The sequence below is a fragment of the Rubrivirga litoralis genome (assembly GCF_031846415.1).
Lineage (GTDB): Bacteria > Bacteroidota > Rhodothermia > Rhodothermales > Rubricoccaceae > Rubrivirga > Rubrivirga litoralis.
Genome location: NZ_JAVRHT010000001.1, coordinates 44,188 through 67,633, shown reverse-complemented (window position 1 = coordinate 67,633; position 23,446 = coordinate 44,188). Strand labels below are relative to the sequence as shown.

22 protein-coding genes are annotated in these 23,446 nt (G+C 73.2%); 10 read left to right on the top strand and 12 right to left on the bottom strand.

Annotated features, from left to right (window positions below; genetic code table 11):
• Window positions 1–8: 8 nt before the first annotated feature.
• Window positions 9–3,137, bottom strand: a complete 3,129-nt coding sequence (locus RM540_RS00295; RefSeq protein WP_311661121.1) for a WD40/YVTN/BNR-like repeat-containing protein — start codon at window positions 3,135–3,137, stop codon at window positions 9–11.
• Window positions 3,138–3,334: 197 nt separating this feature from the next.
• Here RM540_RS00295 and RM540_RS00290 point away from each other — a divergent pair, with 197 nt between their 5' ends.
• Window positions 3,335–3,640, top strand: coding sequence for a YhbY family RNA-binding protein (locus RM540_RS00290; RefSeq protein ID WP_311661120.1), 306 nt, complete (start codon window positions 3,335–3,337; stop codon window positions 3,638–3,640).
• Window positions 3,641–3,669: 29 nt separating this feature from the next.
• Here the strand turns inward: RM540_RS00290 and RM540_RS00285 are convergent, their stop codons facing one another.
• The 5 genes from RM540_RS00285 to ychF form a co-directional block, all read right to left on the bottom strand.
• The gene (locus RM540_RS00285; protein ID WP_311661118.1) at window positions 3,670–4,623 is read right to left on the bottom strand and encodes an alpha/beta hydrolase; all 954 of its coding nucleotides are present in this window, start codon (window positions 4,621–4,623) and stop codon (window positions 3,670–3,672) included.
• Window positions 4,617–4,823: a hypothetical protein gene (locus RM540_RS00280; protein ID WP_311661116.1), complete on the bottom strand. Its 207-nt coding sequence runs from the start codon at window positions 4,821–4,823 to the stop codon at window positions 4,617–4,619. The genes RM540_RS00285 and RM540_RS00280 overlap by 7 nt, the downstream gene beginning before the upstream one ends.
• Window positions 4,820–5,761 carry a hypothetical protein gene (locus tag RM540_RS00275; protein ID WP_311661115.1) on the bottom strand — a complete coding sequence of 314 codons (942 nt, stop codon included), beginning with the start codon at window positions 5,759–5,761 and terminating at the stop codon, window positions 4,820–4,822. The genes RM540_RS00280 and RM540_RS00275 overlap by 4 nt, the downstream gene beginning before the upstream one ends.
• 132 nt (window positions 5,762–5,893) lie before the next feature.
• Window positions 5,894–6,112: a hypothetical protein gene (locus RM540_RS00270; RefSeq protein WP_311661113.1), complete on the bottom strand. Its 219-nt coding sequence runs from the start codon at window positions 6,110–6,112 to the stop codon at window positions 5,894–5,896.
• Between the two features lie 129 nt (window positions 6,113–6,241).
• Entirely contained in the window at window positions 6,242–7,336 is a 1,095-nt protein-coding gene (ychF, locus tag RM540_RS00265; protein WP_311661111.1) for a redox-regulated ATPase YchF, read from the bottom strand.
• Window positions 7,337–7,577: 241 nt separating this feature from the next.
• Here ychF and RM540_RS00260 point away from each other — a divergent pair, with 241 nt between their 5' ends.
• On the top strand, window positions 7,578–8,114 hold the full coding sequence (locus RM540_RS00260; RefSeq protein ID WP_311661110.1) for a hypothetical protein: 537 nt from the start codon (window positions 7,578–7,580) through the stop codon (window positions 8,112–8,114).
• Between the two features lie 183 nt (window positions 8,115–8,297).
• Here the strand turns inward: RM540_RS00260 and RM540_RS00255 are convergent, their stop codons facing one another.
• Both RM540_RS00255 and nusB read right to left on the bottom strand, forming a co-directional pair.
• Complete coding sequence (locus RM540_RS00255) at window positions 8,298–8,993, bottom strand: metallophosphoesterase family protein (RefSeq protein ID WP_311661108.1); 696 nt, start codon at window positions 8,991–8,993, stop codon at window positions 8,298–8,300.
• On the bottom strand, window positions 8,994–9,476 hold the full coding sequence (nusB, locus tag RM540_RS00250; RefSeq protein ID WP_311661106.1) for a transcription antitermination factor NusB: 483 nt from the start codon (window positions 9,474–9,476) through the stop codon (window positions 8,994–8,996).
• 405 nt (window positions 9,477–9,881) lie between these two features.
• Here nusB and RM540_RS00245 point away from each other — a divergent pair, with 405 nt between their 5' ends.
• The gene (locus RM540_RS00245) at window positions 9,882–12,416 is read left to right on the top strand and encodes a DNA internalization-related competence protein ComEC/Rec2 (RefSeq protein ID WP_311661104.1); all 2,535 of its coding nucleotides are present in this window, start codon (window positions 9,882–9,884) and stop codon (window positions 12,414–12,416) included.
• Between the two features lie 31 nt (window positions 12,417–12,447).
• Here the strand turns inward: RM540_RS00245 and RM540_RS00240 are convergent, their stop codons facing one another.
• The 4 genes from RM540_RS00240 to RM540_RS00225 form a co-directional block, all read right to left on the bottom strand.
• Window positions 12,448–12,732: a type II toxin-antitoxin system RelE/ParE family toxin gene (locus RM540_RS00240; RefSeq protein ID WP_311661101.1), complete on the bottom strand. Its 285-nt coding sequence runs from the start codon at window positions 12,730–12,732 to the stop codon at window positions 12,448–12,450.
• 6 nt (window positions 12,733–12,738) lie between these two features.
• Window positions 12,739–12,951 (bottom strand): hypothetical protein, encoded by a 213-nt coding sequence (locus tag RM540_RS00235; protein WP_311661099.1) that lies wholly within the window; start codon window positions 12,949–12,951, stop codon window positions 12,739–12,741.
• 138 nt (window positions 12,952–13,089) lie between these two features.
• The gene (locus RM540_RS00230) at window positions 13,090–13,944 is read right to left on the bottom strand and encodes a universal stress protein (protein ID WP_311661097.1); all 855 of its coding nucleotides are present in this window, start codon (window positions 13,942–13,944) and stop codon (window positions 13,090–13,092) included.
• An 815-nt stretch (window positions 13,945–14,759) separates the two neighbouring features.
• Window positions 14,760–16,031, bottom strand: a complete 1,272-nt coding sequence (locus RM540_RS00225; RefSeq protein ID WP_311661096.1) for a glucose-6-phosphate isomerase — start codon at window positions 16,029–16,031, stop codon at window positions 14,760–14,762.
• A 159-nt stretch (window positions 16,032–16,190) separates the two neighbouring features.
• On the opposite strand from RM540_RS00225, the gene RM540_RS00220 reads away from it, so the two are divergent.
• The 7 genes from RM540_RS00220 to RM540_RS00190 all read left to right on the top strand — a co-directional run bounded on the left by RM540_RS00220 (window position 16,191) and on the right by RM540_RS00190 (window position 23,442).
• Window positions 16,191–16,853: a DUF4159 domain-containing protein gene (locus RM540_RS00220; RefSeq protein ID WP_311661095.1), complete on the top strand. Its 663-nt coding sequence runs from the start codon at window positions 16,191–16,193 to the stop codon at window positions 16,851–16,853.
• 136 nt (window positions 16,854–16,989) lie between these two features.
• The gene (locus RM540_RS00215; protein WP_311661093.1) at window positions 16,990–17,352 is read left to right on the top strand and encodes a DUF4359 domain-containing protein; all 363 of its coding nucleotides are present in this window, start codon (window positions 16,990–16,992) and stop codon (window positions 17,350–17,352) included.
• Window positions 17,353–17,666: 314 nt separating this feature from the next.
• Window positions 17,667–19,001, top strand: coding sequence for a serine hydroxymethyltransferase (glyA, locus tag RM540_RS00210; protein ID WP_311661091.1), 1,335 nt, complete (start codon window positions 17,667–17,669; stop codon window positions 18,999–19,001).
• Between the two features lie 437 nt (window positions 19,002–19,438).
• Window positions 19,439–20,080 carry a MarC family protein gene (locus RM540_RS00205; protein WP_311661089.1) on the top strand — a complete coding sequence of 214 codons (642 nt, stop codon included), beginning with the start codon at window positions 19,439–19,441 and terminating at the stop codon, window positions 20,078–20,080.
• Window positions 20,077–20,643, top strand: coding sequence for a hypothetical protein (locus tag RM540_RS00200; protein ID WP_311661088.1), 567 nt, complete (start codon window positions 20,077–20,079; stop codon window positions 20,641–20,643). The genes RM540_RS00205 and RM540_RS00200 overlap by 4 nt, the downstream gene beginning before the upstream one ends.
• 116 nt (window positions 20,644–20,759) lie before the next feature.
• Window positions 20,760–22,334, top strand: a complete 1,575-nt coding sequence (locus tag RM540_RS00195) for a beta-N-acetylhexosaminidase (protein ID WP_311661086.1) — start codon at window positions 20,760–20,762, stop codon at window positions 22,332–22,334.
• 148 nt (window positions 22,335–22,482) lie between these two features.
• Window positions 22,483–23,442 carry an alpha/beta hydrolase gene (locus tag RM540_RS00190; RefSeq protein ID WP_311661085.1) on the top strand — a complete coding sequence of 320 codons (960 nt, stop codon included), beginning with the start codon at window positions 22,483–22,485 and terminating at the stop codon, window positions 23,440–23,442.
• The last annotated feature ends 4 nt before the right edge of the window (window positions 23,443–23,446 follow it).

Sequence of the window (23,446 nt, the reverse complement as noted above, 5' to 3'; positions counted from 1 at the left end):
CGGGGCGGTCAGTCGGCGTCCGTGGGTACGATGACGGGCAGCGCCTGCTCGCGGACGAGCGCGTTGAACGCGGGCACGTCGCGGTCGAGGATCTGGCGGAGCGTGACGAGTTCGGCCTCGATCTCTGCCATCACCTCGTCGCGGTAGGCGTAGGCCTGGTCCGTCGGCCGGAAGTCGCCGGCGGCGACGGTCCCGCCCAGTGCCGAGAGCTCGTTGCCCAGGTTGATCCCGTAGTTCAGCGGGTCCTGTCGGCTCTGGCTCCGCGTCTCGTACAGCGCCTCTTCGACGGCCGTCATCCGCTCCACCAGGCTCTCCCCCGCCGCGCGGACCGTGTCGGCACCCGTTGCCTGGACGGGGAGGCGCTCGAGGTACGCGTTGACTTGATTGCGCAGGTCGCGGACGCGGCCGACGGACTCATTCACCTCGGTCACCTTGTCGCGGACCTCGCGGAGAAACACGAACTGCGCCTCCAAGTCCGCCGGCGTGGCCGACGAGCGGGGGTCGAGGCGGATCTCGAACGGGCGCTCCAGACTGTCCTCGCCCACGATGAGGCGCGCGGTGTAGGTGCCGGGCACGGCTTCCGGCCCGCTCAGGCCGCCGCCCCAGAAGATCATGCCGTCGAACCGGGCCGCGTCCGGGTAGCGGCGGCCCCAGACGACGCGGTTCATGCCAACCTTCGTGGGCATCTGGAGGCCGTCGTCCTCGGCATCCGACGTGAACGTCTGGACCGTCTCGCCGTCGCGGTCGAGGATGCGGAGAGCCACCGTTTCCGTGCTGTCAGGCGCCTCGGCGAGGCGGTAGTGGATCGTCACGCCGGGCTCCGGGTTCGTCCCCGCCGCGCGCGTGTCCGTCGAGCGGTAGCCGTCGACGCGGTAGGTCGACTTGGGCTGGAACAGCCACACGTCGGCCTCAGCGACGGCCGAGTTGATCTGGTAGAGCGGCGTCAGGTCGTCGAGCACCCAAAAGCTCCGCCCCTGCGTGGCGACGACGAGTTCGCCCTGCCGCACGGCAAGGTCGGTGATGGGGACAACGGGCAGGTTCAGCTGGAACGGCTGCCACCCCGCCCCGTCGCTGAACGAGACGTACATGCCTTGCTCTGTGCCAGTGTAGAGGAGCCCCGGGCGGGCGGGGTCCGCACGGATCACGCGCGTAAAGGCGCCGTCGGGGATGCCCTCATCGATGCGGCGCCAGGACTGGCCGTAGTCGTCCGTGTGGAGCAGGAACGGGCGGAAGTCGTCGACCTTATAGCGCGTGGCGGCGACGTAGAGGCCGCCGGGGCGCCGGGGATCGGGCTCAACCGAGTTGATCATCGAGCCCTCGGGCAGAAGGCGCACGGGCGGGGTGGCGTCGGTCCACGCCCCGCCCCCGTCGCGTGTCACGTGGAGCAGGCCGTCGTCGCTGCCGACCCACAGGACGCCGGGCTCGTGCGGGCTCTCGGCGAGCGCGAAGATCGTCCCGTAGTACTCGACGCTCGTGTTGTCCTGCGTGATCGGGCCGCCCGACGAGCCCAGCGTTTCAGGATCGGCGCGCGTGAGGTCAGGTGAGATGCGCTCCCACGATTGGCCTAGGTTAAGCGAGCGGTAGAGGTGGTTTCCAGCCGCGTAGAGCGGGTAATCGCCTGTTGCCTCGTCTCGGTACTGCGAGAACAGGAGCGGGAAGTTCCACTGAAACCGGATCTTCAGGTCTTTCGCCGGCGCCCCGATCGGGTTCTCCGGCCACACGTTGACGATCCGGCTCTCGCCCGTCCGGTGGTTGACCATCTGGAGGAAGCCGCCGTAGGAGCCACCGAATACGATGTCCGGGTCCTCGGGGTGCGGGGCGAGCCAGCCCGACTCGCCGCCGGCCGAGGGCTCCCAGTCGCGCTCGGTGATCGTGCCGCCGGCGCTCCGGTGGGCGATGCGGATGGTCGAGTTGTCCTGCTGGCCGCCGTAGATGCGGTACGGGAAGTGGGTGTCCGTCGTGACGCGGTAGAACTGAGCCGTCGGCTGGTTCATGTAGGTGCTCCACGTCCGCCCGCCGTCGAACGTGACCTGGGCGCCGCCGTCGTCGGCGATCACGATCCGGTCGCCGTCTTCGGGCGCGATCCAGATGTCGTGGTGGTCGGCGTGCGGCGTATCCACGCTCTCGAACGTCTTGCCGCCGTCGGTGCTCACCCAGAGCTGGACGTTGAGGACCCAGACCTTGTCGGGGTCTTGCGGGTCGGCGCCGAGGCGCGTGAAGTACCAGGCGCGCTGGCGCAGGTTGCGGTCGGTCGAGACGCGCGTCCAGGTCTCGCCGGCGTCGTCGGACCGGAAGAGGCCGCCGTCCTCGTTCTCGACGAGCGCGTAGACGCGGTCGGGGTCGGCCGGCGAGATCGAGACGGCGCTGATGCCCCAGATGCCGTCGGGGAGCCCCTCACGATTCGAGATGTCGGTCCACGTGTCGCCGCCGTCGGTCGACTTCCAGATCGACGAGCCCTCCCCGCCCGACGAGAAGCTGTACGGCGTGCGGCGGACGCGCCAGATGCTGGCGTAGAGGATGCGCGGGTTGGTCGGGTCCATTTCGAGCTCGAAGGCGCCCGCGTCCTCGTTGACGAACAGGACGTGCTCCCACGTGTCGCCGCCGTCCGTCGAGCGGAAGACGCCGCGGTCCGCGTTCGGGCCGAACGCGTGGCCGAGGACGGCCGCGTAGACCACGTCCTCGTCCCGGGGGTGGACCACCATGCGCGGGATGTGCTGGCCGCCCTCGAACCCGAGGCTCCGCCACGAACGGCCCGCGTCCTCGCTTTTCCACATCCCCCAGCCCGGCGACACGTTGCCGCGGAGCGACTTTTCCCCGCCCCCGACATAGATCACGTTGGGGTCACTGGGCGCGACGGCCACGCTCCCGATCGAGCCGCCGAAGGAGCCGTCGGAGATGTTCTCCCACGTGCCGCCGGCGTCGGTCGTCCGCCACACGCCGCCGCCGGTCGCGGCCTGGTAGTAGGTCAGCGGGTCGCCCGCGATGCCGGCGACGCCCGACGCGCGCCCACCCCGGAACGGGCCGACGAGCCGGTACTCGAGCGACGAGAACAGCGCCGAGTCGACGGGGGCGGGTTGGGCACGGGGACCGACCGCGCCGAGCAGGAGTCCAGTGAGACTGAGGAGCAAGAGGCGCATGGGAACGAACGCAGGGGGCAGGGTGGACGGGCGGAAGTCTACGCCCTTCACACGCCGCTCATGCTCCGCCCCGCCCCATGCTGCTCCCAGACGCGCGGGCGGGGCGGCCTTCAGCGGAGGCCACCCCGCTCCGACGGAACGGCCGGGGGCGGGGCGGGTTGATCCGAGCCGCCCCCACCCCGCCCCAGACTCGCCCCGTGCCCGACCTGACCTCGAAGCAACGCGCCCACCTCCGCGGCCTCGCCCACAGCCTCAAGCCCGTCGCCCACATCGGCAAGGAGGGCGTGACGGAGGCGGCGGTCGACGCGCTCCGCCAGACGTTCGCGACGCACGAGGTGGTCAAGGTCCGCGTGCTGGAGGCGGCGCCCGATGACGCCCGCACGACAGCGCAGGCGCTCGCTCAGAAGATCGACGGCGCAGCCGTCGTGCAGACGGTCGGCCGCAACGCGACGCTCTACCGCCCGGACCCCGACGACCCGACGATTCGGCTTCCTACGCGCTGAATGGGCGGGGTGGGGACTGAAACGGTCGTTTACCGCCTAGCAGGAACGAGCGGGGCGGTCCACCCCGACCGAGACGTGCGGGCGGGGCGGTCAGTGCGTACCGGGGCCGAGCACTCGGCGGGCGGGGCCAGGTGCCGGTCGAAAAACGAGACGACCCGCTCGGCGTACGCCTCCGGCGCCGTCTTGAACGCGTCGAGGTGCTCGGCGACAGCGACCGTCCACCGCTCGCAGCGGATGCCGGCCCGCGCGAACGCCGGCACGTAGCGGCGGACGCCGGCCGGGGGCGAGAGGTCGTCCGCCCCGCCCGCGATCATCAGCACGCCGCGTAGGCCGGTGGCCCGAGACGCTTGGCGGAGCGGGTTGAGAGTTGGGAACAGCGGCCGTCCCCACCGCACGACCGCGCTCTGCACGCGGCGCGCGCGCGACGGCGCGTCGCTGTTCGACATGGCATGGAGCGCATCGACCTCGTTCGCGTACGGCGCGTCGAGGACGGCGGCCTGGAACGGGTGGCCTGGCGTCGCGAAGGCGCAGGCGCCGTAGACGGCCCCGAAGCACACGCCGAGGAAGCCGACCGGCAGCCCCGGCGCCCGTCGCTCCGCCTCCTCACCGGCTGCGAGCACGTCGCGGGGGAAGAGGACGCTCTGCTGCGGGGTCTCGCCAAACCCGCCGAAGTCGAACAGGAGGACGTGGTACCCCGCCCGGCGGAGCATGGCGGCATGGCCGTGCTCCAGAAAGAACCCTTTCCCGCTCCGCTTGAACGGGTGCGCGCAGACGGCGACGCCGCGCGCTCCGCCCTCGGCTCGTCCCCAGAGCCCGGCCACGCCGTGCCCGTCGGACCGGGAGCACCAGACGGACTCCCACGCCCTGGACGCCGCCCCGCCCTCGGGGCGCGCCTGGGGCGTCTGGGCGGGGCGGAACACGAACCGGCGGTAGAGCCGGACGCCGATGGGGTCGAGGGCACGGGAAGCGAGCGCCCTCAGCATGGCTTCTGGGGGAAGCGGTCGTCGAAGTCGGGGTTGGCCACGACGCCGGAGTCTGATCCCGGCCCGCCCGGCCCACCGGGATGGATGTCGCAGTTGGTCGCCGTTCGGTCGTGGATCAGGCCGAGGTCGATGAGCGATGGGGACTCGTACGCGCGCGGTGCCGCGGCGGGTGTCGTCTCGGAGGGGGTGCGGGAGGTCATAGCGAAGCGCCCGAAAGGGCGGGGTGGTGAAAGGGAAAGCCCGCGTTGGAGGGAGTGGCCACGCTGCGGGCGTGCGTGACGACAGAGTCGGCTAGCCGGGGCAACTCGTCGAGTGAGCGGGGCACCGTCAGCCGAAACAGTGGGACGTACCGGGCGAGCGCGGCGTAACTGCGAAGGCAGCGGTCGCCGGATCCGGTCGAGCGCGCAATGGCGCCGGTAAACGCATGATGAGCGACCTGCTGGAACGCGTCGAGAATGGAGAGCCGTTCGGTGTGGAGAGTTAGTCCGGGCTCGAGTACGTAGACCGCGCGCAGGGGGCACGCCGTGGACACCGTTGAGACGGTCTTTCTCCACTTGGCGACAGCCGAATAGGCGGGGCGGAGGGCGTTCAGGTCGTCGTCCAGCGCCTGTGCCGTGTCCTGCGTCACCTTGAGGAACGGATAGCCGCCCGCGACGCTCGGAGCTGCTGCGTCGAGGTTGCGCACCGGCAGCACGTCGTCCGTGATGAGTCGTCCGCCCCGCTCGACGAGCGCCGCCGCCGTCGTCGACTTGCCGGCGCCCTGATCGCCCAGGAACGCGACCGCCCCGCCCTCGACGGCGACGGCACTCGCGTGGAGCGTCAGGACGCCGCGCTGGTGGAGGATGGTTGCGAGCCCTTGCCCGAGCACGAGCGAGGTCAACGCCTCGCGGTCGTCGCCGTCGACCAGGATCTCCCGCCCATGCCGAGCCAGGACCACCCCGCCCCCGAGCGTCCCGAGAAACACGTGGCCCGGCGACGCCTCGAAGCAGCCGGGGCGGGGCGGCCGCGTGGCGAGCGAACGCGCGGGACCAAACCGGACCACGACGTCGGGCTCGCCGTCCGCCGAGGGCGCCCCCCCGAGCGGCAACTCGGTGCCGACGCGGAGGCCGTAGAGCGAACAGGTGGGCAGACGAGGCACGGGACGAGCGGGGTGGAGCCTCCCCACCCTGCTCATTCCGGTCCAGTCTCACCAATCGGCACTATAAACCTCTAAAACGGCGCATATCGGAGCGGGCCGTGCCTGCCGGTCTCCGCGCGCGCCGCCCCGCCCCTACGCCTCCTCGTCCCGCACGTTGACCGACAGCTTATAGAGCCCGCGCCCGACGCGCGCCACCCGTCCCCGCTTTACCAGCTGCCCCAGGATGCGCCCCGCGTAATCGGGCGTGGTCCCGGCCGCCTCGGCGAGCGTGTCGCGGTGGACGGCGCCGGGGATGCGGGCGAGGTGGTACAGAACAGTCTGCGTAACGGACGGGGAGTCGAGGGCTTCCACGGGCGGGGCGGGATGGTGTAGGGCGGCGCGTTGTACGGCCGCCCCGCCCGGAGAGGTCCGGCGGGGCGGGGCGGCTCCTACTCTCCCCACCCCACCCTCGCGTGTCTCGCAGGCGGGGCGGTCTCTGCGCTACACGTTGAACCGGAACAGCATCACGTCGCCGTCGGCGACCACGTACTCTTTCCCTTCGCTCCGCATGGCGCCGGCCTCGCGGGCGGACGCCTCCGACCCCAGCCGGTCGTAGTCGGCGAACTTGATGGTCTCGGCGCGGATAAAGCCCTTCTCGAAGTCCGTGTGGATGACGCCGGCCGCCTGGGGCGCCTTCGTGCCGCGCGAGATCTGCCACGCGCGCGACTCCTTCGGGCCGGCCGTGAAGTAGGTGATGAGCCCGAGCAGCTCGTACGCCGCCTGCGCGAGCCGGTCGAGCCCGGACTCCTCGACGCCGGCGGCCTCCAGGAACTCGGCGCGGTCCTCGTCGGGGAGGTCGGCGAGCTGGGCCTCGAACTCGGCCGAGACGACCACGACGCCCGCGCCCTCCTCGGCCGCCCGCTCGCGGACCTGGTCGACGTAGGCGTTGCCGTCGGGGAGGTCGCCCTCGCCCACGTTCGCGGCGTAGAGGACGGGCTTGGCGGTCAGCAGGAACTGCTCGCGGAGGACGGGCGCCTCGGCGTCCGACACCTCGACGGTGCGGGCGGGGCGGCCGTCGCCGAGGTGCTCTTCGAGGCGCTCCAGGAAGTCGGCCTCCAGCTTGGCGCCCTTGTCGCCGGTCTTGACCGACTTCGCCACGCGCTCGCGCCGCTTCGAGACCGTGTCGAGGTCCTTCAGGAGCAGCTCGGTCTCGATCGTCTCGATGTCGCGGAGCGGGTCGACCGAGCCCTCGACGTGGACCACGTTGGGGTCCTCGAAGCACCGCACGACGTGGACGACGGCGTCGACCTCGCGGATGTGGGCGAGAAACTGGTTGCCCAGCCCCTCCCCCTTCGACGCGCCCGCCACGAGACCCGCGATGTCGACGAACTCGATGACGGCCGGGAGCGTCTGCGCCGAGCCCGCGAGTTCGGCGAGCCGGTCGAGCCGAGTGTCCGGCACCGGCACGACGCCCACGTTGGGCTCGATCGTGCAGAACGGGTAGTTCGCCGCCTCGGCGCCCGCCTCGGAGAGCGCGTTGAACAGGGTGCTCTTCCCGACGTTGGGGAGCCCGACGATGCCGACGCGGAGGGCCATGCGAGTAACGGGTGATGGGTCACGGGTGACGGGTCGGAGACTAGCGAGCGGGGCGGGGCGGGGCGGGGGAGTCAGCGCGAAATGCGGAGCAACGGCGCACCGGGGGCGGGGTGGCCCCGTGATCGCCCGTTCCGCCACCCCGCCCGTTGCTCGTGCCGCCCCGCCCGCGGTTCCCACCCCGCCCTCGCCTCTGCCCATCCCTCCGTCCCGTATTCCTCCACCCCTCCTGCTACCTTCCGCCATGCGCCGCCTCCTCCCCGCCCTCGCCCTCGTCTGGTGCGCCCTGCCGGCGTCGGCGCAGGACGCCGCGCCGGGCGCCGCCCCGCTCGGGAGCGCGCCGCGGCTCTACGTCGGCGTGGGCGCGCTGCCGGGCGTAGGCGTCGTGGCCTTCGGGACGGCCCCGGTCGTCGACGTGTTCACACGCGAGCTCGTCCTCTACGCCGACTACGTCCCGCGCGTGACGGGCGGGGCGGGGCGGCTGGAGACGGCCGTCGGGCTGGGCGGGGCGGTCCGCGCGCTGCGGATCGTCGAGATCGTCCGAGACAGCGACCCGGGGCCGCTCGACCTCGACCTCGGGCTCCGCATCGGGCCGTCGTTCTACACGGCCTTTTTCGAGCAGTCGGCCGAGAGCCGGTCGCGCGCCTTTAGCGTCATGCTCGACCCGTTCGCGCGGGGCACACTGCGCCTGCCGTCGGGCCGCGTCGTGTTCGCTGAGCTGGGAGCGCAGAGCCCGTCGCTCCGGGTCGGGCTGTCGACGGCGCTGGGGGCGGGGCGGTAGCGCCTGGGCGGGGCGGTCGTCCAAGGCGGGGCGGTCGCCCAAGCGGACACCATGCATGGTGTCCCTACGGGTGCCTGAACGCGAGCGGGGCGGCCACCCCGCCCTCCACACGGACGCCGTGCGGGGTGGTCCTACGGGTGGATGCCTGGAAAGGGGTGGGGTGGTCCCTCCACCGCCCCGCCCTCACACGGCCAGTTCGGCGGTCTCCACCGACAGGAACCGGCGCTCGGGGAGCGAGACGCCCGTAAGGCGACCCAGGCCCGGGCGGTTGGGGAACACGGCGCCCGTGTCGATCCCGATCAGCCGCGGCGTGTCGAGCGGCTCGGTGACGGGAGTGTGGCCGCAGACGACCGGCATCTCCCACGCCGCGAGGTTGGCGTCGAGGTGCTTCCGCGTCCAGAGCAGGATGGCCGGGTTGGGGTCGGCGAGGTTCTCGGCGACCGACTTCCGCGTGTCGAGCCCGGCGTGGACGAAGGCGAACCCGCCCCGCTCGACGGCCAACTCGGTCCGGCGCAGGAAGTCAACGTGCTCGGAGGGAATGGCGAAGTCGCCGCGGCGCTCGTAGGCCGCGAGCGTGGTCCGCCCGCCGTTGGCCCACCACAGCTCGACGTCGCCGGCGCCGTCGACGTAGTCGAGCATCATCTGGTCGTGGTTGCCGCGGAGGAACACGTACTCCGCCCCGCCCTCCTGCGCCTCCAGCGCGAGGAGGCGGTCGATGACGCCCGGGCTGTCCGGCCCGCGGTCCACGTAGTCGCCCACGAAGACGAGCGTGTCGCCGGGTCCGAGCGCGCCGCCGGCGTCGGCGTCGAGGGCGGCGAGCAGGGCGTCGAGCGTGCGCGCGCAGCCGTGGACGTCGCCGATGGCGTAGAGGCGGTCCACTTAGCCCTTCGTGCTCGTGTTGACGAGGCCGCGGCCCGTCTTCTTCATCCGGTCCGTCCCTTCGAGCTCGCGCAGGACGGCGTCGAGGACGCCGTTGACGAACGCCGGGCTCTTGTCGGTCCCGAACACGCGGGCCACCTCGACGGCCTCGTTCAGCGTCACCTTGGGCGGGATGTCCTCGAAGTAGAGGAGCTCCGCGATCGCGATCCACAGCACGTAGCGGTCGGTCCGCGCGAGGCGGTTGAGGTCCCAGTTCTCGATGTGCCGGTCGATGAGGACGTCGGCCTCGGCGCGCGCGTCGGCGCTCTTGAGGAACAGGCGCTCGGCAAAGCGGAGGTACGTCTTCTCCTCGCCGAACGTGGGCCGGATAAGCGTGTCGATCACGTGCTCGACGGTGTCTTCGCTGGCCTCATACGCGTAGATCGCTTGCAGAACGCGCTCGCGCACCTGACGGCGTTTGCTGAGGCGGGGCGGCTGCGACACGGGACGGCGGGGTCAGAGAGCGGGCCGACGAAGATACCGGGCGGGGCGGGGCGGGAGCGGTCAAAAGGAGGCGAAGCGGGGGGAGGGATGGAGAGATACGCGCTCCGCGCGGGGTGGAGGAACAGGCACCCGCCACGCCCCACTCGCCGCGCAAAGACCCACCCCGCCCCATTGCAGCGGCAAGAGGTCTCGTGCGCGGCGATCCGTGAGGGCCCTCGCCCAACAACCACCCCGCCCTTTGGGTCCTAGCCCCTCCTGGCTGCGCCGATGCTGCGCGGTGTCCAGGAGGGGGATTCGTCTCACCCCGCCCCGCTCGGTCCGAACGCCGATCACGCAGGAGACCGCCCCGCCCTCGGCGAAGGCTCCGGCCGGGTTGGATCGGGCGCGCGTCCGGGTCTACCGCCTGTGCCGCTCGCCCCGCCTCCGCCCCCGCTCCGACCGTCCGGGCGCCCTCTCCTCGTCGCCGCCGTCGCGTTCGGGTGTGGGATCGCCCTCGCCCATGCCGCCCCGCCCGTCGGCGTGGCGGCGTGGGCGGGCGGGGCGGCCGCGCTCGCGCTCGCGGCCGGCGCCTACGCGTGGGCCACGCGGGGCCGCCTCGTCACGCTGCGCGGGCTCGTGCTCGCCCTGGCCGTCGCGGGCGGGGCGGTCGGCGTCGGCGCAGCGCGCCTCGCAGCGTGGCGCGCGCTGCCGGCGGACCACGTCGCGCACCTCGCCCAAGCCGCGGACTACGCGGACCTCGACCGGGACGACCGCGCGCCCGTCACGCTCTGGGGCACGGTCGACAGCGTGCCCACGGGCTCGGGGTGGAGCGTCCGGTTCCGGCTCCGCCCGGACTCGGCCGCGCGGGGCGGGGCGGCGCGGCCCGTCGCGGGACCGGTCCAGGTGTCGCTCCTGACGCCCGACGACCGGCGCCCCGTCTACCCCGCCCTCCGCCTGGGCGACCGTGTGCGGCTGTCGGGCCGCCTCGCCACCCCGCCCCGCCCGCGCAACCCGGCGCAGATGGACTACGGCGCCTACCTCCGCGGCCAGGGCATCTGGGCCACGCTCCGCGTGGACGACGAAACGGGCGCGGCCTTTCTCGCCCCGAGCGCGCGGTGGGCCGACCGCGTCGCCGTCGCCGTGCAGCGGCACGTCCGCGTGGCGCTGGCGCGGACGGTCCCGAGCGCCGAGGCGCGCGGCGTGCTGCTCGCGCTCCTCCTGGCCGACCGGAGCCGCGTCGACGGCGAGGCGCTCGACGCGTTCCGGCAGACCGGGCTCATGCACCTGCTGGCCGTTTCGGGGCTCCACGTCGGGCTCGTAGGGCTCGCGCTCTACGGGCTCCTCAAGCCACTCCTCGGGCGGCTGGGGCTGCGCCACCGGACAGTCGAGGCGCTCCGCGCGGCCGTCACGCTCGCCGTGCTGGCCGTCTACGTGCTCGTCACGGGCGGGTCGGTGTCGGTCGTCCGTGCGTTCGTGATGGTGGCGCTCGTGCTGGCGGGGCGGGCACTCGAGCGGCCGTCGGACACGCTGAACACGCTGGGGGCGGCGGCGCTCGTGCTCCTGGTCTCGCGGCCGACGGCGCTCTTCGACGTGGGCTTCCAGCTCTCGTTCGCCGCCGTCGCCGCGATCGTCACGCTGACGCCGCTCCTGACGGCGGCGGTCTCGGCGCGCGTCCGTGAGCGGACCGTGGGCGGGGCGGTCGTGGGCTCCGTCGCCGTGTCGCTGGCGGCGACCGTGGGGACGGCGCCGGTGCTCCTGGCGCACTTTGGGCGGCTCCCGCTGGGCGCGCTCGTCCTCAACCTCCCCGCCATCCCGCTCACCGGGCTCACGCTGGGGAGCGGGCTCGCGGCCGTCGCCACGTCGGGGTGGCTCGCGCCGGCCGCCGCCGCGTTCGGCGCGCTCGCCGACCTGAGCGCCCGCGCGCTCCTGCTCACGAGCCGCGTCGGGGCGGGGTGGCTGGACTGGGCCGCGCTCGACGTCTACGTCGAGAGCCCGCTCGTGCTCGCCGCGCTCGCACTCGGCGCCGCGGCGCTGGCCGTGTGGCGCCGCCCCGCCCTCCGCCTGCGTCTCGCGCTCACGGCCGCCGCGTGCCTGGGCGGGGCGGCCTGGGCGCACGCGCTGAGCGCCGAGGCCCGCCCGCACCTGGACGCCGTGTTCCTCGACGTGGGGCAGGGCGACGCGACGCTCCTCGCGCTCCCGAACGGCCGCCACGTGCTGGTCGACGCCGGCCTCCGCTCGCCCTACGTCGACGAGGGCGAGCGGACCGTGCTCCCCCACCTCGCCCGCTACGGGATCGACCGCGTCGACGCCCTCGTGCTCACGCACGCCGACGCGGACCACATCGGCGGAGCGGCGGCCGTGATGCGGGGCGTCCGTGTGGATCGCCTCGTCGTGAACGGGCGGGGCGGCGAGACGGACCTGTGGGCCAAGGTCGTGCGCACGGCCGACTCGCTGGGGGTCCCGGTGCAGGTGGCGGCGGCCGGCGACACGCTCGCGCTCGACCCGGCGGTGCGGCTCCGCGTGCTCGGTCCCGCCGGCTTGCGGTCCGCTCCGCCCCGCCCGGGCAGCGGCGCGGGCAGCCAACGGCCGGCGTCAGCCAACGAGGCGTCGGTCGTCCTGCGCGTCGAGTACGGGCGGACGCGGTGGCTCCTCACCGGCGACGCCGAGCGGGGCGGGGAGGCCGCCGTCGTCGCGCGCTACGGGCCGCTCCTGGCCTCGGACGTGGTCAAGGTGGGCCACCACGGCTCGCGGACGAGCTCGACGCCGGCGCTCGTGGCGGCGGCGGGGCGGCCGGCGTTCGCCGTCGTGTCGGTCGCGCGGCGCAACCGCTACGGGCTCCCGGACGAGGAGCCGATTGCGCGGTGGGGGCAGACGGGCGCTCAGACCCTCCTCACGTCCGCCGAGGGCGCCGTCTGGCTCCGGTCCGACGGCGAGCGCGTGTGGCGCGTCGCGTGGCGCTGACGGGGCCGCCCCGCCCTCGCGGGCGGGGTGGTCACTCCCGCCGGAGCTTCCGGCCGAGATCTTGTCGGCCGTGGAGCACCGCGAGAACGTCGACCGTGTCTCGGGACACGACGTAGACGATCCGGTAACCCTCCCGCACGAGCTCCCGGATGTGGTCGACTCCGAACTCTGGTACCACACGTCCGAGTTGCGGGTGGTCCGCCAGCGCCTCGGGGGCCGCGTAGAGACGCGCCACGACCGACCGTGCGTACTGCTGCGACGCACGCTCGAAGTATTCGCCGATGCCGTCCAGGTCGTCGAGCGCTCCAGGAGCCACCCGACGCTAGCCATCGCTTCGGGGCGTGCTTCCGAGCCAGCGGCTCAACCGGGTCCGTGCCTCCTCGTGCGTGACGCTCTGGCCCTCCTCCACCTCCCGGAGCCCCCGCTCGACCTGCTGGACGACGTAGAGCTCGTACTGGATGTCCTCGAACGAGGCGTCGTCGTCGAGCCGGTCGATCAAGCGACGGGCTACTTGTTTCGGGCTTACGGTGGGCATGACGGCGAGGGCGGGGCGGGCATGATACCCGCGTCGGCCTCTGGAGGTGCCCCGGCTCCGCCGAGTCGCATGTTGCGAGCGAGTCGCGCGGGATGGCGCCGCCCCGCCCGCGAGGGCGGGGTGGGTGCCTCCCCGTCCTCAGTGGTACAGGAACAGCGGGACGCGGGCCTCGTCGAGCAGCCGCGTGGCCGACGACCCGAACACGAGCCGCCGGAGGCCGGTCTTCGCGTACGCCCCCGACACCACGAGGTTGGCCCGCTCGCCCGTGGCGTAGCCGAGGATGACGTCGGCAGGGTCGCCGCTCTCGACGCCCGTCGTCTCGACCCGGTCGAACCCGTACGCGCGGAGGTACGACGCGGCCCCTTCGAGGAGCTGGCCGCTCGCCCGGCGGTCCTCGCCGGAGCTGCCGTGGACGTGGACGACCTCGACGTCCACGTCCGTCCCGAACGGGGCGAGGTGGGCAAACTTCTGGAGCGTCCGGGCCGCCGCCGCGCTCCCGTCGTAGGCGACTGCGACGCGGCGCACGTCGGGCGTCTCGGTGCCCACGATGAGCGTGGCGGCCGCCGACTGCTCGAGGACCTTGGCCAGCGTGTGCGTCCGCTGCGTCGGGTTGGCGTAGTAGAAGTGGCTCTCGCGTCCTGCGATGAGAAGGTCGTGGACCCGCATCTCGTCGACGATGCTCTGAACGAGCCCCTCCTCGCGGATGGCGTCGGGCGTGTGGCGGACGCCGGCGGCCTCGATCTGCTCGCCGAACGACTGGGCCAGCGCGACCGCCTTCTGCTTGGTCTCCTCGGCCAGCTCGTTGCGGAGCCTCTCGGCGAAGTACATCGACCCGATGCCGCCGCCGGCCGTGTCGCGCTGGATGGCCTCGCGGTCCACGAAGGCCAAGCCGGTCACTTCGGCGTCGTGGCGTTTGGCGATGTCGATCGCCGTCTGGATCGCGGCGGGCGTGTCGGAGTCGGGGTCGAGGGCGACGAGGATGCGGCGGGTCATGGGAGGCGGAGAGAGGGGCAGGCCAAAAGCTACGCGTGCGGGAGCAGGCGGGGCTGGAGGGGAGCGTAAGACGCTCGTATCAGGTGGTATACCCTCGTGTACCACGTGGTCTGCTCGCGTTCGGGCCTCGCTCCGGGTTCTCCACACCCCTCTGTATTTCTCTTTAGAAAGTTAAGTAATGCAGAGGTAGTACTAGGTCTGTGGACAGCGTGGACAACTCCGGGCCGCCCCGCCCTCGTGGACAACCCGGCCGTCGTCCACGCGCTATCCACACTCCCGTCCACCCCGCCCGCCCGTGCGGAGGTCGCTGGGGCGGGCGCCAGCGCCGATCTCGCCCCGGCCGTCCACAAGTCCACACGTCTCCACACGAGGGCGGGGGCTCTAGCCCGGACGGCGGGGTGGACAACGCCTGGTGGACAACCCTCGGGATGCCCCGTGGACAGGTGGGGGTTGACGGAGGGCGTCCCTTCCCCATGCCCCGCGCCGTCCACAGGCGTCCCCGAGGGCGGGGTGGTTATCCACACCGTTCTCCACGGTGTGGATAGCGGTTTCCAGTGCAGAATCGACGGTCGGGAGGTCACCTCGTGCGCCCGAGCGGGCACGCAACGGAGGACCGCCCCGCCCTCAGGGAATCGGCGAGACGAGCGTCGACTTAAGGGGCTGATCGAAGCGTCCCGCCGCTGCCGGCCGGCTGAGCGACGGCCGCACAGCGGCGGCTCGAAGCGGCGGGCGCGCATGCAGAACCGCCCCGCCCCCTGGCGAGGGCGGGGCGGTCGAGAGGGGCGGTGGAGCCTCTGGGGAGGAGCCGTTCCGCCTTAGCTGGGCTTCCCGAGCAGCGAGAACATCTTCTGCTTGTAGTTCTCGACGCCCGGCTGGTTGAACGGGTTGACGCCGAGGAGCTTCCCGCTAACTGAAACGGCGTGCTCGTAGAAGTGGATGAGGCGACCCACGTTCTCGGCGTCCAGGCGCGGGAGCGTGACGGTCCAGTTGGGGACGCCACCCTCGGCGTGGGCCTCGGCTGTCGCCGCGTACGCCTTCTCGTTGATCTCGCCGTAGGTCTTGCCCGCGAGGTAGTTCAGGCCGTCGCCGTTGTCGTCCTGCTCCGCGACCTCGAGCCCTTCGCCGGCGTCGTCGATGCGGAGGAAGCTCTCGACGAGCGTCCGCTGCCCCTGCTGGACGTACTGGCCGACCGAGTGGAGGTCGGTCGTGTACTGGAGCACGACCGGGAACAGGCCCTTGCCGTCCTTCCCCTCGCTCTCGCCGAACAGCTGCTGCCACCACGCGCCGATCCCGCGCAGCGCCGGGTCCATGACGGCCATGACCTCGGTCTTGTAGCCCTGCTCGCCCAGCGCGTAGCGGTCGCCGGCGTACTGGAGGGCGGGGTGGCCGGCGTCGGCGTCCGTCACCTCGCGCGCGCCGGCGACGGCGCCGTAGAACAAGGAGCGCGTGTCGACGCCCGACGCGGCGATCGGCAGGAGGCCCACGGGCGTGAGCACAGAAAACCGGCCGCCGACGCCGTTCGGGACCACGTAGCGGCGGTAGCCCTTGTCGACGGCGAGGTCGTGGAGCGCGCCGCGGTCGGCGTCGGTCGTGGCGATGATGCGGCGGTCGGCGTCGTCGAAGTGCCGCTCCACGAACCGGCGCGCAAAGCGGAAGGCGAGGGCCGGCTCGAGCGTCGTCCCCGACTTCGAGATCACGTTGACGTAGACGCTCTTGCCGTCGAGGTACTGGAACAGCCGCTCGTGGTACTCCGGCCCGAGGTGGTGGCCGGCAAAGAGGATCTCGGGGCCGTCGTCCGAGAACGGCGTGTCGAGCGCCTGCATGACGGCCTCGGCGCCCAGGTACGACCCGCCGATCCCAATACAAAGGAGGACGTCGGCACGGTCGCGGATCTCGGCGGCCGTCTCGGCGACCGACTCCAGGAGCGCGTCGTCGGGGTCGAGCAGCATCCGACGCCACCCGAGCATCTCGGGCATCTCGGTCTCGCCGTCGAGCACGCGGCGGTGGGCCTGCGCCACGCGGTCGTCGAGGGCGGGGCGGTCGTCGAGGAAGGGGAGGACGTGCGAGCGGTCGAGGGTGAGGGGCATGGGTGTGGGAGAGGTGGAGGGGTGGAACGTCCCGCCCCGCTCGCGGTGCCGCCGCCCCGCCCTGGCTTCCGCTACCGCCCCGCTCGGGTGCCGCCACGCGAACGGGGCGGGGCGGAGCGTTGGCCGGGCGCCCGTCCTCCCCGCCCTCTGAGTCCGCCCATGCGCGCCGTTCTCGCTGCTGTCCTCCTGTTTGCCGCGTCGGCGGCGTGTGCTCAGGGCGGGGTGCAGGTCGCGCGCGTCCAGTACGGCGGCGGCGGCGACTGGTACTCGGGCGACCCGCTCCCGACGCTCCTCGCCTACGCGCGGCAGCACACGCTCCTGGACCTCGACCCGGAGCCGGTCACGGTCGAGCTGGGGAGCGACCGGCTGTTCGCGGTGCCCCTGCTGTTCCTCAACGGCCACGGCAACGTCGCCCTCACCGACGACGAGGCGGGGCGGCTCCGGCGCTACCTCGACGGCGGCGGCTTCCTCATCGTCAACGACGACTACGGGCTGGACGAGTCGGTTCGCCGCGAGCTCAAAAAGGTGTACCCCGAGCAGGAGCTCCAGCCGCTCCCGGCGAGCCACCCGGTCTACCACGCCCACTTCGACTTTCCCGACGGGCTCCCCAAGATCCACGAGCACGACGGCGAGCCGGCGCGGGGCTACGGGCTGTTCCACGAGGGCCGCCTCGTCGTGTTCTACGCCCACGAGAGCGACCTCGCCGACGGCTGGGAGCCGGAGGGCGTCCACGCCGACCCGCCCGAGGCGCGCGAGGCGGCGCTGCGGATGGGCGTGAACCTCCTGGTCTACGCGACGACGCAGGGCGGGGCGGTCCAGTAGCATCGGTAGGTCAGGACGATCAGTGGGTCAGTAGGGCGGGGTGGGCAAGGATTGGACTGACGCGCCGTCCCGCCCCTGGCGCCGCGCGGGCGGGGCGGGCATCTTCCGGCTCACCAACTCACCGACTCTCCCGGACATGACCCCTTTCCGCGTCCTCCTCGTCGGGCTGCTCCTGATCGCCGGCCTCCTGTACGTCCTCAATCCAGGGCCGGAGGCGTTCCGGCGGTTTCTGACCGAGGAACTCGCCGCGCAGGCCGAGCAGCGGGCGCGAGACGCGGGCGAGGAGGTCGGCGGCTCGTCCGGCGGCCGCGTGGCCGGCGTGATCGCCAGGCGCCTCGGGCGCGAGGCCGGCGCGCTCGCCTCGGAGGCGTTCGAGCGCGAGGACTACTACGTCGCCAGCGTCTACCGCGTCGACATCAACGGCCGCCGGCCGGGCGGGGAGTGGGCGTTCCTCGGGATCGCGAATCAGTTTTTCCCGATCGAGGCGCCCGAGCTGTAGGGCGGGGCGGAGCGGATCGGGGAGAGCAGGTAGAGCGCAAGAGCAGGTAGAGCGAGACCACCCCGCCCCGCTCGTCGGAAAGGGGGCGGGGCGGCGCACGGGCTCCTTCCACCCCGGCCCGCTCCTGAAAAAGGGCGGGGTGGCGGAAAAAGACTGCCCCGCCCCGCCCGTGCCGTCACCTTCCGCTCTCCCCGCTCTCCCCGCTCTCCCCGCTCTCCCCGCTCTCCCCGCTCTCCCCGCTCTCCCCGGCTCTCCCCGCGGCACCCGGGCGGGGCGGCGGCGTATGGACCCCCGTCCCCACCCCGCCCCGACCCATGTCCGCCCTCCAGGAAACCGACCCCGCCGTGTTCGACCTCGTCCGTGCCGAGGTCGAGCGGCAGAACGACGGGCTCGAGCTCATCGCGTCCGAGAACTTTGTGAGCCCGGCTGTGCTCCAGGCGCTCGGGAGCCCGCTCACCAACAAGTACGCCGAGGGCCTGCCCGGCAAGCGGTACTACGGCGGCTGCGAAGTCGTCGACCAGATCGAGGACCTCGCCCGCGACCGGGCCAAAGAGCTGTTCGGGGCCGAGTGGGTCAACGTCCAGCCGCACTCGGGCGCGACGGCCAACCTGGCCATCTACCTCGCCTTTATGGAGCCCGGCGACCGGCTCCTCGGGCTCGACCTCGCCCACGGCGGCCACCTCACGCACGGCAGCCCGGTCAACTTCTCGGGCAAGCTCTACGACGCCCACTTCTACGGCGTCGACGAGGACGGCGAGCGGGCGGGCTACGTCGACCTGGACAAGGTGCGCGAGGCGGCCCGCGAGGTGCGGCCGACGATGCTCTCGGTCGGGGCCAGCGCCTACAGCCGCGACTTCAACTACGTCGCGCTCCGCGAGATCGCCGACGAGGTCGACGCGCTGCTCTGGGTGGACATGGCGCACACGGCGGGCCTCATCGCCGCCGGCCTGCTCAACGACCCGCTCCCCCACGCCCACGTCGTCTCGACGACGACGCACAAGACGCTCCGCGGCCCGCGCGGCGGGATGCTCCTCGTCGGCCGCGACGCGCCCTCGCCGACGGGCGAGACGTGGAAAAAGAGCGGCAACCCGAAGTCGACCGGGCAGGTCCTCGACTCGGCCATGTTCCCCGGCGCCATCGGCGGCCCGCTCATGCACTCGATCGCCGCCAAGGCCGTCGCCTTTGGCGAGGCGCTCCGGCCGGAGTTCGCTGAGTACCAGCGGCAGACGGTCGCCAACGCCCGCGCGCTCGCCGCGGCGTTCGTCGAGCGCGGCTACGCCGTCGTCTCCGGCGGGACCGACAACCACCTCGCGCTCGTCGACCTCCGCTCCAAGGGCGTCACGGGCAAGGAGGCCGAGGCGTGGCTGGGCGAGGCCGAGATCACGGTCAACAAGAACATGGTCCCGGGCGACCCCGAGAGCCCGTTCGTGACGTCGGGCATCCGCGTCGGCACGCCGGCGCTGACCACGCGCGGGTTCGGCGAGGACGAGTTCCGCACCGTCGTCGCGCTCATGGATCGCGTGCTGGCGAGCCGGGGCGGCGACGCCGAGGCCGTGCGCTCCGAGGTCCGCGCGCTGTGCGACGCGTTCCCGCTCTACGACGTGCCCTCGCTGGGGACCGAGCCCGTCCGCGCCGCCGTCGCGCAGTGACGGGCGTGTTTGCGGTGGGGGAGCGGTTCGGTCGCAGGCGCGGAATGCCTTCCCGCTAAGCAACTGTTTGGGAGCCGATTTCAGTCTCCTCCCCCCAGCGGGGGGAGGTTGGGCGGGGGGACCTCGGGCGGCCACCCCGCCCGAGACGCCCGCTCGACGTCCGTCTCCCACCCCGCCCTTTGGGTCCGGCCCTGCCCCGGTGGGAGAGGGAGAACCTCTACCAGACAGCTTCTGAGGCGCGCCCCACGGACTCGTCGTCCTGGGCTCCGGTCTGGGACCGCGCAGCCGCTCTGCGCCCACGGGAGCGACCGCCCCGCCCGGTGAACGGCCGGTGAGTTCGGCCGCCGACACCGAGACGTCACGGGCGGGGCGGGGTGGCCGGCCGATACTGCGCCGCCCCGCCCGCTCTGCCTCCACCGCCGGAGGCCGCCCCGCCCGTGCCCGACCTGCTCGCCTCCCTCATCGCGGCGTTCCTCCCGCTGTTCGTCGCCATCAACATCCCGGGCATCCTCCCGCTCTACGTGGGGATGACCGAGTCGTTCACGGCCGACGACCGGCGGGCGCTCCTTGTGCGCGCGCTCGCCGCGGCCCTCGTGCTCGCCGTGCTCATGCTGTTCGCGGGCGGGGTCATCTTCCGCACGCTCGGCATCACGGTCGACGACCTCCGCGTGGGCGGCGGGCTCATCCTGCTCGTCATCGCCATCACCGACCTCGCCTTCGGGGACACGAAGGACCGACGGGCCGGGAGCAAGGAGGCGCAGGAGGAGATCGCCGAGGCCGACGAGCCCATCGACCTCCCGGTCGTCCCGCTGGGCATCCCGCTCATCATCGGGCCGGGCGCCATCACGACGATCCTGATCGCCGACGGACAGGTCGGGTGGGAGCTTACGTTGCTCTCGATCGCGCTCAACATGGTGCTCGTGTTCGTCGCGTTCACCTTTGGGCCGTCGCTGCTCCGGCTGTTCGGGCCGGGCACGTCGAAGGCCGTCGCGAAGGTGGCCAGCCTGTTCCTCGCGGCCATCTCGGTCGCCATGATCCGGGGTGGCATCACGGCCATGATCGCCGCCGCGTCGTCGTGAGCGAGCCCGCCGCCCCGCCCGCGCCCGGGCCGTACCGGACCGTTGAGGTCCGCTGGTTTCTGCCCGGCGAGGTGCCGGCCGCCGTCGCCGCGTGGTTCGACGCGCTCGGGCCGCCGGTCGAGGAGGGCGTGCGGACCGACCGCTACCTCGGAGGCACCGGCGCCGAGCTCGGCCTGAAGGTCCGCGAGGGGCGCGTCGAGGCCAAGCAGCGCACGGGCGGGGCGGGGCGGGTGCACGGCGCCCCGGCCGCGGCGTGGGCCAAGTGGCTGTTCCCGGTCGAGGGCGACCCCGCCCCGCCCGGGTGGGTCGAGGTCCGCAAGCGGCGGCGGCAGCGGCGCGTCGAGGCCGCCGGCGGCGCGTGCGCCGTCGAGCTCTCGCGCGTCGAGGCGGGCGGGGCGGTCTGGTGGAGCGTCTGCCTGGAGGCGGCCGGACCGAGCGCGGACGCCCGCCGCGCGGCGCTCGCGCACGCGGCCGCGCTGTGGCTGGACCGCGACGACGCGCCGGCGCTGCGCCCCGAAGCGGCCCAGGGCTACCCGGCGTGGCTCGCCCACGTCGGAGCGTAGGCGTGCGGTGGTACGGGGTACGAGGTACCGGGTACGCAGCCAAGACGGCCCGCCCCGGCCCTGATCCGTGCGGGGGTGCTCTATTCTGGTGGCGCCCCACCACCCCGCCCCGCCCGATGCCGACTCCGCCGATTGCCCAGTTCCGCCCCGCCCTAGCGTTCCCGCTCGGCGTCGTCCTGTGCCTGCTCCTGGCCGCGGGCGGGGCGGTCGCGCAGCCGGCGATTCTCCCCGCTCCGGTCGAGGCCGCGTTCTCGGCCGGCTCGTTCGTGGTGACCACCGAGACGCCCATCGTGGTCCCGCCGGGCGACGCCGAGGCCGCGCGCGTCGGGCAGCTCCTGGACGAGCTGATCGGCCCGGCCGTCGACGGCGCGCCGGCGGTCGACGCGGGCGGGGCGGTGGGCGCCATCGTGCTCGACCGGCGGCCGGACCGAACGGACCTCGGCGCCGAGGGCTACGAGCTGGAGGTGACCGACCGCGGCGTCACGATCACGGCGCCCGAGGCGGCCGGGCTGTTCTACGGCGCCCAGACGCTCCGGCACCTCATGCCGCCCCACGTCGAGTTCACGGCCGCCCTCCCGCGCCCGCTCCCCGTCCCGCTCGGGCGCGTGGTCGACCGCCCGCGGTTCGCGTGGCGCGGCGCCATGCTTGACGTGGCCCGCCACTTTTTCAGCGTCGACGACGTGAAGCGGTTCGTCGACCTGATGGCGCTCTACAAGCTGAACCGGCTCCACCTCCACCTGTCCGACGACCAGGGCTGGCGCGTCGAGATCCCGGGCCGCCCCGCCCTCACCGACGTCGGCGGGCGGACCGAGGTGGGCGACGGGCAGGGCGGGTACTACACGGTCGCGGACTACGCCGAGATCGTCCGGTACGCGGCCGAGCGGTTCGTCGTGGTCGTCCCCGAGATTGACGTGCCGGGGCACACGAACGCGGCCCTCGCGTCGCTCCCCGAGCTGACCTGCGACGGCGTCGCCCCGGCCCCGTACACGGGCATCCGCGTCGGGTTCAGCGCCGTGTGCGTCGAGAAGGAGGAGACGTACGCGTTCCTGGACGACGTCGTGGGCGCGCTCGCCCGGGCCACGCCCGGCCCGTACCTCCACCTGGGCGGCGACGAGGTCAAAACGCTCTCGGCGGAGCAGTACGCGGCGTTCATGGCGCGCGCGCAGCAGATCGTGGCCGCCCACGGCAAGCGCTTTGTCGGGTGGGACGAGGTGGCGGAGGTGCCGCTCCAGCCCGGCGCGGTCGTCCAGGTGTGGCGGCCGCAGGCGCCGGCGGTCGCGGCGTCGGTGGCCGAGGCCGTCGCGGGCGGGGCGGCCGTCGTGCTCTCGCCGTCGGACCGCATCTACCTCGACATGAAGCCGGACTCGGCCGCCGTGCTCGGGCTCACGTGGGCCGGGCTGAACGGGGTCCGCGACAGCTACGACTGGGACCCCGCCGCGCTGCTCCCGGGCGTCCCCGAGGCGTCGGTTCTGGGCATCGAGGCGCCGCTGTGGTCCGAGACGCTGGGGACGCTTTCAGACGTGACGCTCATGGCGTTCCCGCGCCTGGCGGCCGTCGCCGAGCTCGCGTGGTCGCCGCAGGCCGTGCGGTCGTGGCCGGGCGTCCGCCGGCGGCTCGCCGCGCAGGCGCCGCGGTGGACGGCGCTCGGGGTCACGTTCGACCGCTCGGCCGAGGTGCCGTGGGAGCGGTAAGGCGGTGGGTCAGTCCGTCGGTGCGTCAGTGGGACGGTGAGCCGGCCCACCCCGCCCGAAACGCTTGAGCGGGGCGGGGCGGCGGTCCAGGGCACCCGAGCGGGCGGGGCGGGTTGGACGCGGCTCCGCCCGCATCTCCGCCCCGCCCGTGCGCCTCCGCCTCCTGCTCGCCCCGGTCCTCCTGCTCGTCGCCGGCGGGTGCGGCCTCGTCAAGTCCGTCGGCGTCGACCTGTTCTACGAGAGGGTCCCGCTCCCGGCCGAGAACGTGCGCCGCGACCTCGCCTACCTCGACGACGGCGACCCGAAGCACCGGCTCAACCTGTTCATGCCCCTCGCCGACTCGGTCCGCCGCGAGCCGTGGCCGACGGTCGTGTTCGTCCACGGGGGCGGGTGGGACTCGGGCGACCGCGACTTCACGTACGGCGGCGAGGACCTGTACAACAACGTGGGCCGGTTTTTGGCGCGGCACGGCATCGGCGCCGCCGTCATCAGCTACCGGCTCCAGCCGGGCGTCCGGTACCCGGCGCAGGTCGAGGACATGGCCGACGCGGTCGCGTACGTCCACCGCGAGATCGGGGCCTACGGCGGCGACCCGGACGCGCTGTTCCTCATGGGCCACTCGGCCGGCGCGCAGCTGGCGGCGCGCGTGGCGCTCGACCCCGCCCCGCTCCAGCGCGCGGGAGCCTCGCAGAGCGTCGTGTGCGGCGTAGTCGCGGTGAGCGGGGCGGCTCTCGACATCGCCGACCGGCCGACCTACACCGAGGCCGGGGCCGACTTCGCGTACTACGCCCGCCGGTTCTCACCGTCCGGCGAGCCGGTCGAGACCGCCCCGCCCGAGCCGCTCGCGTGGGAGCGCGAGGCGTCGCCGGCGACGTACGCCTCGGCCGGCGACCCGCCGTTCCTCATCGTCTACGCCGACGGCGAGGGGCCGGTGTTCGAGCGCCAGGTGGAGGTGCTGGACGCCGCGCTGGACGCGGCCGGCGTGCCCAGCGAGGTCGTCGTCATGCCGGCGCGGAGCCACGCGCTGGGCGTCCCCAACCTGAGCCGCGACGACCGTGTGGTCGGCCCGGCCGCGCTGGCGTTCGTCCGCGGTCGGGCGTGCACATGACGGC

Excerpts from the sequence above, each read along its gene's own strand:
- RM540_RS00295 (WP_311661121.1), bottom strand. The coding sequence starts at position 3,137 with ATGCGCCTCTTGCTCCTCAGTCTCACTGGACTCCTGCTCGGCGCGGTC.
- RM540_RS00285 (WP_311661118.1), bottom strand. The coding sequence starts at position 4,623 with ATGCTGAGGGCGCTCGCTTCCCGTGCCCTCGACCCCATCGGCGTCCGG.
- RM540_RS00280 (WP_311661116.1), bottom strand. The coding sequence starts at position 4,823 with ATGACCTCCCGCACCCCCTCCGAGACGACACCCGCCGCGGCACCGCGC.
- ychF (WP_311661111.1), bottom strand. The coding sequence starts at position 7,336 with ATGGCCCTCCGCGTCGGCATCGTCGGGCTCCCCAACGTCGGGAAGAGC.
- RM540_RS00260 (WP_311661110.1), top strand. The coding sequence starts at position 7,578 with ATGCGCCGCCTCCTCCCCGCCCTCGCCCTCGTCTGGTGCGCCCTGCCG.
- RM540_RS00235 (WP_311661099.1), bottom strand. The coding sequence starts at position 12,951 with ATGCCCACCGTAAGCCCGAAACAAGTAGCCCGTCGCTTGATCGACCGG.
- RM540_RS00230 (WP_311661097.1), bottom strand. The coding sequence starts at position 13,944 with ATGACCCGCCGCATCCTCGTCGCCCTCGACCCCGACTCCGACACGCCC.
- RM540_RS00225 (WP_311661096.1), bottom strand. The coding sequence starts at position 16,031 with ATGCCCCTCACCCTCGACCGCTCGCACGTCCTCCCCTTCCTCGACGAC.
- RM540_RS00220 (WP_311661095.1), top strand. The coding sequence starts at position 16,191 with ATGCGCGCCGTTCTCGCTGCTGTCCTCCTGTTTGCCGCGTCGGCGGCG.
- RM540_RS00215 (WP_311661093.1), top strand. The coding sequence starts at position 16,990 with ATGACCCCTTTCCGCGTCCTCCTCGTCGGGCTGCTCCTGATCGCCGGC.
- glyA (WP_311661091.1), top strand. The coding sequence starts at position 17,667 with ATGTCCGCCCTCCAGGAAACCGACCCCGCCGTGTTCGACCTCGTCCGT.
- RM540_RS00195 (WP_311661086.1), top strand. The coding sequence starts at position 20,760 with ATGCCGACTCCGCCGATTGCCCAGTTCCGCCCCGCCCTAGCGTTCCCG.